The following is an 11194-nucleotide window of genomic DNA, read 5'->3' as shown; positions in this document are numbered from 1 at the left end:
GGTTTGTGCCGCATCTCCGGCAAGGCCCAGGATTGAGGGATGAAACGCCTCGGTATACTCGGCAAGACCCATTTCCCGGTCGCGCTCGGGGTCGATCGAGATGAACAGTGGCTGCACCTCGCCTGCCTGATCACCCAGATCGTCCATGACCTGAGCCACCTCGGCCAAGGTGGTCGGGCAGATATCAGGGCAGTTCGTGAACCCGAAAAATACCAGAAGATGCTTGCCCTCGAAATCGGCCGGGGTGCGCAGGCGTCCCCCCGCGTCGGGTAGGCTGAAGGTTGGACGAAACGCCGCCTGAGCGATCGGTTCGGGGCTGCGGTCGACGAGCAGAAAGGCCGCGCCCATAGCCACCAGAGCCACGGCAACAGCCGCCCAGAGAAATTTTTGAAGCGTGGTCAGCCGCATGTTGCCTGCATCCGTGATCGTTTCCCGAGGCCTAAAGCCTCTAGCCACATGAGCTTCAAGCAAGAAAGCCTGCCGTCACGCATTGGTGACACCAAAGTCAGCCCAGAACTGTCGCCAACAGGTTCACGTTCAGCACGATGATGATGACGGCGATCAGGGCGCATAGGCCGGTCAACCAGCGCGGGGATACCATCGGCCCCATCTTGGCGCGGCTGGCGGTAAACATCACCAGCGGAACAATCGCAAAAGGCAGCTGGAAGGACAGCACGACCTGACTGAGGATCAGAAGCTGACCTGTGCCTTCACTGCCATACACCAGAATTACTGCAGTTGCCGGCAGAATGGCAAAGCCTCGGGTTATCAGGCGCCGCTGCCATGGTTTAAGGCGCAGCTTGATGAAGCCTTCCATGACAATCTGGCCAGCCATGGTCGCCGTTACGGTCGAATTCAGTCCTGAACACAGCAGCGCCAGACCAAACAGCACTGGTGCAATCTCGGAACCAAGCAACGGTGCCAGCAGCAGATGCGCCTTGTCGATTTCGGTCACTTCAGTTTCCCCGACAGTGTAGAACGCAGCAGCGGCCAAAATGAGGATCGCGCAATTGATCAGCAGCGCGAACATCAGTGCGACGGTCGAATCCCAGGTGGCCAATCGCAGGGCCTCCCGTTTCGAGGGCAGATCGAGGCCATAGGCACGGGTCTGCACGATCCCGGAATGCAGATACAGGTTGTGGGGCATCACTGTCGCGCCGATGATGCCAAGCGCAAGATACAGCATGTCGGGATTGCCGATGATCTCCCGGCTTGGTGCAAAGCCCGCGATCACCGCACCCCATTCGGGGTCGGCCTGCGCGATCAGCACCCCGAAGCAGACAGTGATCGTTCCCAGCAAAGCGATGATGAAGGCCTCGACCCACCGGAAGCCCTTGTTCTGAAGCCACAGGATCAGGAACACGTCAGCAGCGGTGATGAAGATCCCGATTTCGAGGGGAATGCCGAAAAGGAGATTTAAGCCGATGGCGGTGCCGATGACCTCGGCCAGATCGGTGGCGATGATGGCCAGTTCGGCAAAGATCCACAGTGGGATCGACACCCACCGGGGATAGGCATCGCGGCACGCTTGCGCCAGATCGCGCCCCGATGCGACCGCGAGGCGGGCGCAAAGCGATTGCAGCAAGATCGCCATGATATTCGACAGGAGGGCTACGAACAGCAGCGTGTAGCCAAATGCAGCACCGCCCGCCAACGAGGTCGCCCAGTTGCCGGGGTCCATATATCCGACGGCGACCAGGTAGCCGGGACCGATAAACGATAGAAAGCGCCGGAAGCGGGTCGTGCCGCCGCCCACGGCGATCGTGCGGAACACTTCGGACAGGGACGGGGTGTCGCGCTCATGGCGCCAGGCAGAACGAGACATTCGGCGCGACCTTCTTCGAGAGGAAAAATTAGCTAAGGCTAACAATCTACCCGCCGGCTTTACCCGTCAATCGATAAGTGCGACACTTGCCAGATGACCGCAGATATTCATGTAGCCGAAACCACCAGCGAGCCTGTGCACCCGGACAATCGGGCGGAGGCCTTTCATGGCGTCCGTGCTGCCCGGCGCAACGAGCTGGCCGAAGATTACGTCGAACTGATCGCAGAGCTGATCCATGAACAGGGTGAAGCCCGGCCGGTGGATATCGCGGCACGATTGGGGGTGCGCGCGCCGACGGTCACCAAGGCCCTGGATCGCCTGGCCCGTGAGGGACTGATCACCCGCGAGCGATACAGGTCCGTCTTTCTGACGGAAGAGGGACGACGACTGGCATTGGAATGCCGCCGCCGCCACGCCATTGTGCTGCGGTTCCTGATCCGTCTCGGTCTGGATGCCGAGACGGCGGAACGAGATGCCGAAGGGATCGAGCATCACGTCAGTGAGCGCACACTGGCCTTGTTCGCGGCCTACGCCGATCGGGCCTAGGCCGCCCGGTCAGGATGCCTCCACGGCACTGCGCACATCCGCAAGCAGGCTGTCCATGCTGATATCCGTCATCTGGCGACCATTGAGAAAGAAGGTCGGTGTCTGGCGTACGCCGATCGCCGCGATATCGGCCGCGTCCTGATTGAGGATGCCGACGATATCGGGGGACAGACGGGCTGTCTGCGCCTTTTCCATATCCAGACCGGCCGCAGCCGCAATTTGCCATGCAAGGTCCATTCGCGGTGCGCCATGGACAGCCCATTCCGGCTGCCGTTCCAACAGCGCATCGAGGACAGGCTCGAACTTGTCCTGCATGCGCGCAGTCTCCAGGATGCGGACCGCCTCGTCGGACCCCTCGTGAAACACCGCATAGCGCATCACGACGCGGACCTGATCGGGAAACTGCTCGCGGATGTCCTGAACGACCGGATGAAAGGCGCGGCAAGCCTCACAAGATGGATCGAAGAACTCGACCAGCGTGACCGGGGCGTCTTCTGGTCCAAAGCTGGGCGCGTGACCGCGGACCAGCATGTCTGTTTCCACAGCCGGGGCAGCAGCGGCCAGAGTGTCCGCTTCGGCCTGACGATTGCGCGTCAGCACGAGCGCGCCGCCGGCAAAGGCGGCAATCCCGATGGCAGATGTTCCGATGAGCACGGTGCGGCGGTTCATGGGCGTTTTCCTTTCGACAAGATGAGGCAGGCCAGAACGGCTGCAAAGGCGGCGAATGCAAGATAGGGGATGGGCAGGCTCAGGATCGTCTGTGCCTGGTCGGTGCAGGACGGGCCGTCCTTGGTGCAAGGCGCGATGCTCTGCGGGATCAGGCCGGCATAGAGGCCGGAATGCCAGCCGGAAAGGACCAGCCCGGCCAGCGCCAGCGGCAATCCGTAGAGACGTGCCAGACCGTCACCGCGCCACAGCGAGATGGCCAGGACAGGAACCAGCGGAAACATGGCAATGCGCTGGTACCAGCACAGGGTGCAGGGCATCTGCCCCAATACCTCGCCGATGAACAGCGCGCCGAGCGTAGCCGCGAGTGCGACCAGAAAGGCAGTTGATATTGCGATATCATTCCGGGACAGGCCCCGGGGGTCAGGTGCGGTCAAAAGAGAGTTCCTTCGAGCGGGAGGGACGGAGCATGGCTGTCAGCACAAGCAAGGCGCCAAGGCTGATCGCGATGTCGGCCCCGTTAAAGGTCGGCCAGTGCCAATCACGCCAGTAGACATCCAGAAAATCGGTCACGGCACCTTGCCGCAGGCGGTCGATGATATTGCCCACAGCACCCCCCACGATCAGCGCGAGGCCTATGCCTTCGCGCCTCGTGTCCGCCCGAAAGGCCATTCCCGCAAAGATGATCGCCAGGGCACCCGTCAGGGCAACCATCAGCAAGGGACGACCTGCCATAAAGTCCGACATCATGCCGAAACTCGCCCCCTCGTTGAAACCAAGCGTCAGATTGAAGCCGGGAGAGACGGCATGAACCTCCCCGGGAGACAAGCTGCGCAGGACCGCGAGCTTGGTAATCTGATCGGCAGCCGCAGTGGCGACGATCATCGCCAGGATCAGAAGCGTCTTCATTGCAGTGACCTTTCCCGGATGCCGATCCAGCGCGGAACGGACTGACAATAAGTGTCGTAAGCAGGGCCAAGCGTCCGCTGCAATTCACGTTCTTCTGAGCGGACCTGAACAAGCGCCGAGCCTGCAAACAGCAGGACCCCAAAAATTGCCGGGATGGAGGGCACGGCCAGAGCGGTTCCGAGCAGCAACATGAGCTGACCCACAAAAACCGGGTTGCGGCTGAAACCGAACAATCCAGCCGTGACAAGTGCGCCGGTCGCCCCCTCGGCCACCCCGATCCGCCATGACGCAGCCATCGACATCTGGGCGGCAAATGCCAGCATCGCACCCAGGCTGGCCATGAACAGTCCCGCCAGACCGATCCACATAGAATTTTGGAGGGACCGCAGGGGATCAAGATCGCCCATGCTCGGCATGAGACGCCATGCCAACGACCCAAGGAGGGCCAGAGCGAACGCAGCTCGGAAGCCTAGCGCTGCAAGACGGTCGCCGCCCGTGGCGTGACGGAACAACCAGACCGGACGATGCGCCTCCCGGGCATTGATCGCAGAGCCCCAGAAGAACAGGGCCAGATAGGCGCCAAGAAGAACCAGCGCTGCACTGCCCATTCCAGTCATCATCGCCTCAGCGCTTCTGTTCGGGATTGTAGCGCAAGAGGCGCAGGGCGTTCAGGGTCACCAGGACCGTCGCGCCCGTATCAGCCAGGATCGCGATCCATAGACCGGTCATGCCAAGGACGGTGGTGACCAAGAAAATAGCCTTTAATCCTAGCGCGATACTGACGTTCTGCCGGATATTGGCCATCGTGGCCCGCGCCAGCCGGATCTGGGCCGGAATGTCGGTCACCCTGTCGCGCAGGATGGCCGCATCGGCCGTCTCCAGCGCGACGTCCGTGCCGGAGCCCATCGCGACACCGATGCTGGCCTGTTTCAGGGCCGGAGCGTCATTGATGCCATCCCCGATCATCATGACGCCACCTTGAGCGTTCATGTCGCGAATGGCGGCCAGCTTGTCTTCAGGCATCATCTCGGCCTCGAAGCGGATATTGAGCCCTTCGGCGATGGCGGCAGCTGTGCGGGGGTTGTCGCCGGTCAGCATGATCGAGGAGATGCCCATTTCGGCCAGCTGGCGCACAGCCTCCGCCGCATCGGGCCGCAGCTCGTCACGCATGGCGATGAGACCAAGCGGGACGCCTTTGCGATAGACGGCGACGGCGGTCTTGCCCTCATCCTCGAAGATGGTCGCCTGACGCAGGCCAAGACCGTCCAGGCCATCGTTCTCCGACGCATGCCGGGGTGAACTCACCCATGCCAGGGCATCTCCCACGGTCGCCTCGACCCCTCGTCCGGTCAGGGCGCGTGCATCGCGGGCGGGCAGGGGAGTGACGCCCGCCGTCTTGGCCCTGTCCAGGATCGCCACGGCGAGGGGATGGCTCGATCCGCTCTCGACGCCCGCGGCGACCTCCAGCAACTGCGCCTCAGTCGTGGTTCCGAACGTCACCAGGTCGGTGACCTGCGGACGTCCGTGGGTCAGGGTCCCGGTCTTGTCAAAGGCGACATGGGAAACCTTGGCCGCGGCCTCGATTACCGCGCCGCCCTTCATCAGCATTCCCCGGCGCGCGCCGGTTGACAGGCTCGATGCGATCGAGGCCGGAACAGAGATGACCAGCGCACAAGGGCAGCCGATCAGCAGAAGTGCCAGTCCACGATAAATCCAGGTATCCCATGACTGACCAAACATCAGCGGCGGGATCACGATGACAAGAGCCGCGACCGCAACGATGGCAGGCATGTACCACCGGCTGAACCGGTCGATGAAACGCTCCGTGGGCGCACGGGCCTCTTCCGCTTCCTCAACCAGGCGGATGATCCGGGAAATGGTGTTGTCCTCGGCCGCTTTCGTCACGGTGACCCGCAAGACCGCTTCCGTGTTGATCGAACCGGCAAAAACATTTTCGCCCGGGCCGCGGGTCCGGGGAATGCTTTCTCCGGTCACCGGGCTTTCATCGATCCCGGACGTGCCGTCTGAAATCTCTCCGTCTGCGGGGATCCGGTCGCCGGGACGGACCAGCACCGTCTGACCGATCGTCAGGCTGGACGCGGCAACCTCCCGGGTCACGCCGTCCACCTCCAAGAGCGCCGTTTTCGGAACCAGGTTTGCCAAGGCGCGGATGCCGTCTCTTGCCTTTCCGGCCGCGACACCCTCCAGGACCTCGCCCACGGCAAAGAGAAAGACCACCAAGGCAGCCTCTTCGGCGGCATTGATGAACAACGCGCCCAAGGCTGCGATGGTCATCAATCCCTCGATCGTGAAGATCTGACCCAACCGCGCAGCGGCGAAAGCGCGACGCGCGACGGGGGCGACACCGATAAGGCAGGCCGCGACGAAGGCCCAGCTCCCGATCTGCGGGGCGATCAGCTCCATTGCCCAAGCCGCCGCCAACAGCAGTCCGGTCAGGATGACCAGCCTGCCCTTGCCAGTCTGGTACCATGCCTTGCCGCGGTCTGCAGGGTCGTCATGGACGTGACCGGGACTGCCGTGGCCGGAGTGGTCGGTCTTCGCCACAGCGGGGTGATCGGCGTGACTGTGGCCATGATGGCTCTCCGGCGCACTCCCCGGGATCACGAAATCCTTCTTTCCCGCTGCACGGGTCTGAATGCCGTATCCGAGCGCACGCACGGTCTTCTCGATCTTATCCGTGTCGGTAAGGCGTTCATCAACGGTCAGGCGCAGGCGTTCGGACATGATGCCGATCTCCACATCCCTGACGCCAGGCAAGCGGGACACCGCGCCGCGCACCTTTGTCGCGCAGGAGGCGCAATCCATTCCGGACACTGTCCAGTCGCACAGGGTCATGCCGGGTTCATTTGCGATCGTCATCATTCTCTCCTCTGCAGAAAGCAGGGCCGTTGCCATCATCGATTCGGAGGTTTACTCCCTCTAGCAGCTATAGGTTCAAGGAGAATGTTCATGCTGACGATTGGAAAGCTGGGAACGTCGACGGGGGTCAAAGTGCCAACGATCCGCTACTACGAGCAAATCGGCCTGCTGCCCGAAGCCGAGCGCAGCGCCGGTAATCAGCGCCTTTATACGCACAAGGCCCATGAACGACTGGCGTTCATCCGACACGCCCGCGAGCTTGGCTTTTCCCTCGAAGCCATCCGCGACCTTCTCAGCCTGTCCGACGATCCCGATCAGCCCTGTGCCGCAGCCGACGCAATCGCCAAAGCGCAGCTTGCCGAGGTTGAAAGCCGTCTTGCCCGCCTGACGGCCCTGAAGACCGAACTTGAGCGTATGGTGGTCCAGTGCGCGGGTGACCGGATATCCGATTGTCGGGTCATCGAGGTCTTGGGCGATCATTCGCTGTGCGTTACGAACCACCCCACGATCGACGATGCCGGTCAGTGATTAGCTGGCGATGACGGAAACGGATGCTGGGAAGTGGAGGGCTCGGATGCAGTGGGAATTAGATCAGAGCATCCGATCCCCTGACAAGACCGTGATCGAGAGGCATTTCATCTTGAACCTCTAGCTGCTTTAGGTCGCAGACACGCGCGTGTCGATGACGAGAGGCGAGATACGACATGAACCAACAAACGCTGCGACAATTCCGATGCTGACGGTCATTGCGGCCCTGATCGGCGGCGTGCGAGGGGTCCAGCGTGCGCGCGCCCTCGGCGGCACCCGACTGGACAGGGTTCAATATGCGGGTGGATACGCGATTGCTTTCGGCTTGGCCGGAACAATCATCGGTGTCTGCATCGCCCGCCTTTTCGAACTGTAGACAACCTATCGATGCTGCGTGGGGAGCCTGCTCCCCAATGCCAGACCTTATTGCCTGACGGGAAACCAGACCTGATGATCTTGCAAGCCTTGCTGACTGCCGGCGCGATTGCCGTCACGACATCATCGCACGCCGAAACCCCGGCTGAGCTAACTCACCTCACCGAGGCAGTTGCCCCCATGTCGCGACATGAGGTCGTTCCGGGAGACACGTTGGATTCGATATTGTCGCATGCTGGTATCGGCGCACCTCTCCGGACCGAGGCCGCACTGGCGATTTCAGATGTCTTCGACCTGTCGACCCTTAGCCCGGGGCAAATCCTCAGATGGAGTGTGTTTTCCGACGATCCCTCCCAACTTGCGCGTCTTTCGCTTCTGACCCAAGACGGAACGGACATCGTTCTGGATTTCACGCAACCTCTCGAAGCATCCTTGATCAAGACGGAGATCCTGCTTCGGGACCGCCGGGAAACTTTTATCCTGGACAGCTCTCTCTTTGAGGCGCTCGCCGCCCGCGATGCGCCCGAAAGTTTCGCAGTTGACCTTGCGGCGCTCCTGGCAGGCCAGATCGACTTTCGGGACCTTGAAGGAACCGAGCGCATCGCGTTGATGTGGAGCGAAAATATCCTGCCTGATGGAACAGTCGTAGGTGACCCGCAACTCGCCTATGCGCGGGTCGAAAAGAACAAGGACATCTTCGAGCTCGTGACCGGCTCGGTTGAAGAGCCCTTCATCCTGTTTCGGAATGGTGCGCAGGTCCAGCAGTCCGCGCGGCCTGTCGCGGGAGCCCGGCTGTCTTCGGTCTTCGGCAAACGCCGGCACCCCGTGCTTGGCACGCGACGAATGCACACGGGGGTCGATTACGCCGCACGGACCGGAACGCCGGTCAGCGTCACCGGCGCAGGAACGGTCGTGTTTGCAGGAACCATGCGGGGATATGGTCGGACGATCGATGTCGATCACGGCGGGGGCGTCTTGACCCGCTATGCGCATCTCTCGCGTTTTGCAGCGGGGATCGCTCCAGGTGTCGAGTTGAATGCCGGGGCCAGGATCGGTGACGTGGGCGCAACCGGTCTCGTCAGTGGACCTAACCTTCATTACGAAGTTCGCATCGACGGCAAGCCAACGGATCCGATCAAGAAAACACCGGCGCCCCGAACAGCGATCGCCAAACCGACTGACCGCGTCATGCTGACAGTAGCGCGTCTCTCCACCGGCTATTTTCTTCGCGACGACACGGGAACGGAAAGCTGATGGCACTCAAACATCTTCATCGTACGGATCGAGGGGCATAAAATGATCAAACTGACACGACGCGCCGTGATGATGGCAGCCGCAGCCAGCGGTCTGCCATCTTTATCCTGGGCTGAAAGCCGCCCTGCCATCCATGTCGTGGAGGGCAGCGGCTGCGAATGCTGCAAACAGTGGACCAATTACCTGCGGGAGAACGGTTTCCAGGTAACGAGTGAAGAGCGGTTTGGCACCTTGCTGATGCAGCACAAAATCGATCTGGGCGTACCGATCGAACTGACTTCCTGTCATACCGGCAGCGTCGATGGCTACTTCCTGGAAGGACATGTCCCTGCTGACGATATTCGGCGCTTGCTCCAAGAGCGCCCTGAAGCTCTCGGCCTGACGGTTCCAGGAATGCCATACGGCAGTCCCGGTATGGGCCCGGAAACAAAGCGCGACGCATACGATGTCCTGCTTGTTCGCCGGGACGGTACCAGTGAAGTGTTTACCCGCTATCCTGAAGCATCATAAAAAAACATCCGAGCAGGAAATAGATCGATGCCAAACTTCTCCCGGCGCCATGCCTCGCTGGCTTTGCTTGCTCTTCTCGCTGCATGTGGAAAATCCGCGCCGTCGACGACGCCGGCAAGAGGAGCGATACCACAGTTCAAACGGTACTCAGGGCCCCCTGTTACTCAGGTCGTGGTCAACAAGGCTGAGCGGCGGATGTTTCTGTTGAACGGGCAAACCGTTCTGAGATCGTATAACTTTGGCCTCGGAAACCAACCGCTCGGCCCAAAACAATTCGAGGGCGACGGAAAAACGCCCGAGGGGCTATATTACATAGACCGTTTTAATCCACGGAGCCGATATCACCTATCAGTGGGCATATCTTATCCAAATGAACAGGATAAAGCTTATGCAGCTCAATTCGGTCGAAGTGCGGGCAGCGATATCATGTTCCATGGCCGCGGCCCCGAAGGCAATGTCTTCGCACCGAAGAATCGGGACTGGACTGCAGGCTGTCTGGCATTGACTGACCAGGAAATAGAAGACGTCTATGCAATGTTGCAACCCGGAATTCCGGTTATGATCTATCCCTAGAAGCATGGACATTGGCTAGACAAAGATTCAAAAATTCATATAAAAAAACGCTAAAAGGAAAAAAGGTTTAATATGACGGGCGGTTTGTTAATCATATTAAACTGAATCAATAGCCGATATCGAGTTAAGCAAAGGAGCCTCATATATGTTAAACAGACGACACTTCATACAAACGACCACCGCGCTTTTCTCGGCCGCAATTTCCACCCCCCTGCTTGCGGCGTCTTGGCCAACAGAGAGTCAAAAAGCTGCTTGGGATGCGCAGGTCACCCCTTCCGGATATGACGCCTTCACATCCAATCCTTGGGGATTGCACCCGCGCTTTCTTCCGCAAAGAGTGCAAGCCAATAGCGGCTTAGTGCCGGGCGACATTCACGTGGATGCTGTTGCGAAATACCTCTACCATATTGAAGCTGGTGGAACGGCAATGCGCTACGGCGTAGCCATCGGCAGGGGAGATCTATATGAACCTGGTGTCTATACGATAAAGCGAAAAGTCGAATGGCCGCACTGGACCCCGACGCAGAGTATGATTGCTCGGGAACCAGAAATCTATGGCCAGTTTGAAGGGGGCGTAGAGCCAGGCCCAAGGAATGCGCTCGGCTCTCGCGCTCTTTATCTCTACGTCGGCGAGAGAGATACGTATCTGCGCATTCATGGTACCCCGTTTCCAACAAGCATTGGGACGAGTGCGAGCTCTGGCTGTGTCCGGATGGTCATGGCACATATCAATGACCTATATCCAAATGTCGAAACAGGCTCTACCGCGTTTCTCTATTCGACAGCAGAGAGCGTGACATCCCGCAGCTAAAAGAATCTAGATTCTTTTATGTCCTCTAATTAACTTGAGGGCTGTGATTTCTGACATATAGGACTGCCTGCAGCGGTGGTGAGCGGAAGCAAGGTCGTTTCCACTTGCCCACGATGTTCGTACCAGTAGCAATTATCACTTGGAAGAAGTCTCGCTGTAGACACATCTTGCCCCGGCGCAGCAAGAGAGATCAACTCTGGGGGAAGCTCCTGCGGATTGCTCCCAGCCACGGTATTTACCGCTGTAGTTCCGCAACCCGCAGTGACCAAGACGGCTGCAAGTACAGCGTAGGATCCAATTTTCATATCACGCTCCAA

14 protein-coding genes are annotated in these 11194 nt (G+C 60.0%); 7 read left to right on the top strand and 7 right to left on the bottom strand.

The features are described from left to right. Together ACFQDM_RS15915 and ACFQDM_RS15910 are read right to left on the bottom strand one after the other, a co-directional pair. The coding region (locus tag ACFQDM_RS15915; RefSeq protein ID WP_377380703.1) for an SCO family protein at nucleotides 1-408 on the bottom strand (408 nt) is incomplete at its 3' end. Nucleotides 409-505: 97 nt separating this feature from the next. After that, nucleotides 506-1825 carry an Nramp family divalent metal transporter gene (locus ACFQDM_RS15910; RefSeq protein WP_127899954.1) on the bottom strand — a complete coding sequence of 440 codons (1320 nt, stop codon included), beginning with the start codon at nucleotides 1823-1825 and terminating at the stop codon, nucleotides 506-508. 93 nt (nucleotides 1826-1918) lie between these two features. Between ACFQDM_RS15910 and mntR the strand changes: the two genes are divergently transcribed. After that, complete coding sequence (gene mntR / locus ACFQDM_RS15905; RefSeq protein WP_127899953.1) at nucleotides 1919-2371, top strand: manganese-binding transcriptional regulator MntR; 453 nt, start codon at nucleotides 1919-1921, stop codon at nucleotides 2369-2371. A gap of 9 nt (nucleotides 2372-2380) precedes the next feature. Here the strand turns inward: mntR and ACFQDM_RS15900 are convergent, their stop codons facing one another. The 5 genes from ACFQDM_RS15900 to ACFQDM_RS15880 are packed head-to-tail and all read right to left on the bottom strand — an operon-like array spanning nucleotide 2381 to nucleotide 6826. Next, entirely contained in the window at nucleotides 2381-3040 is a 660-nt protein-coding gene (locus tag ACFQDM_RS15900; protein WP_127899952.1) for a DsbA family protein, read from the bottom strand. Further along, nucleotides 3037-3474: a disulfide bond formation protein B gene (locus ACFQDM_RS15895; RefSeq protein ID WP_369799453.1), complete on the bottom strand. Its 438-nt coding sequence runs from the start codon at nucleotides 3472-3474 to the stop codon at nucleotides 3037-3039. Before ACFQDM_RS15895 ends, ACFQDM_RS15900 begins: the two co-directional genes overlap by 4 nt. Beyond that, nucleotides 3461-3946: a signal peptidase II gene (lspA, locus tag ACFQDM_RS15890; protein ID WP_127899951.1), complete on the bottom strand. Its 486-nt coding sequence runs from the start codon at nucleotides 3944-3946 to the stop codon at nucleotides 3461-3463. The genes ACFQDM_RS15895 and lspA overlap by 14 nt, the downstream gene beginning before the upstream one ends. Beyond that, nucleotides 3943-4566 carry a methyltransferase family protein gene (locus tag ACFQDM_RS15885; protein ID WP_127899950.1) on the bottom strand — a complete coding sequence of 208 codons (624 nt, stop codon included), beginning with the start codon at nucleotides 4564-4566 and terminating at the stop codon, nucleotides 3943-3945. Before ACFQDM_RS15885 ends, lspA begins: the two co-directional genes overlap by 4 nt. A 4-nt stretch (nucleotides 4567-4570) precedes the next feature. After that, on the bottom strand, nucleotides 4571-6826 hold the full coding sequence (locus tag ACFQDM_RS15880; protein WP_377380698.1) for a heavy metal translocating P-type ATPase: 2256 nt from the start codon (nucleotides 6824-6826) through the stop codon (nucleotides 4571-4573). A 90-nt stretch (nucleotides 6827-6916) separates the two neighbouring features. Between ACFQDM_RS15880 and ACFQDM_RS15875 the strand changes: the two genes are divergently transcribed. The 6 genes from ACFQDM_RS15875 (at nucleotide 6917) to ACFQDM_RS15850 (ending at nucleotide 10877) form a co-directional block, all read left to right on the top strand. Continuing rightward, nucleotides 6917-7354 (top strand): MerR family transcriptional regulator, encoded by a 438-nt coding sequence (locus ACFQDM_RS15875; protein ID WP_045980921.1) that lies wholly within the window; start codon nucleotides 6917-6919, stop codon nucleotides 7352-7354. 148 nt (nucleotides 7355-7502) lie between these two features. Further along, entirely contained in the window at nucleotides 7503-7730 is a 228-nt protein-coding gene (locus tag ACFQDM_RS15870) for an apolipoprotein acyltransferase (protein WP_377380695.1), read from the top strand. 74 nt (nucleotides 7731-7804) lie between these two features. After that, a complete protein-coding gene (locus tag ACFQDM_RS15865; RefSeq protein WP_377380692.1) occupies nucleotides 7805-8983 on the top strand; it encodes a M23 family metallopeptidase in 1179 nt (392 codons plus the stop codon). A gap of 42 nt (nucleotides 8984-9025) precedes the next feature. After that, on the top strand, nucleotides 9026-9493 hold the full coding sequence (locus tag ACFQDM_RS15860; RefSeq protein WP_084693925.1) for a DUF411 domain-containing protein: 468 nt from the start codon (nucleotides 9026-9028) through the stop codon (nucleotides 9491-9493). 27 nt (nucleotides 9494-9520) lie between these two features. After that, a complete protein-coding gene (locus ACFQDM_RS15855; RefSeq protein WP_084693926.1) occupies nucleotides 9521-10066 on the top strand; it encodes a L,D-transpeptidase family protein in 546 nt (181 codons plus the stop codon). 145 nt (nucleotides 10067-10211) lie between these two features. Beyond that, on the top strand, nucleotides 10212-10877 hold the full coding sequence (locus ACFQDM_RS15850; protein WP_377380689.1) for a L,D-transpeptidase: 666 nt from the start codon (nucleotides 10212-10214) through the stop codon (nucleotides 10875-10877). The last annotated feature ends 317 nt before the right edge of the window (nucleotides 10878-11194 follow it).

The organism is Ponticaulis profundi (assembly GCF_042659465.1).
In the GTDB taxonomy this organism is placed as follows: Bacteria; Pseudomonadota; Alphaproteobacteria; order Caulobacterales; family Hyphomonadaceae; genus Ponticaulis; species Ponticaulis profundi.
The sequence above is the reverse complement of the archived record's forward strand: the minus strand, read 5'-3'. Positions and strand labels throughout refer to the sequence as shown.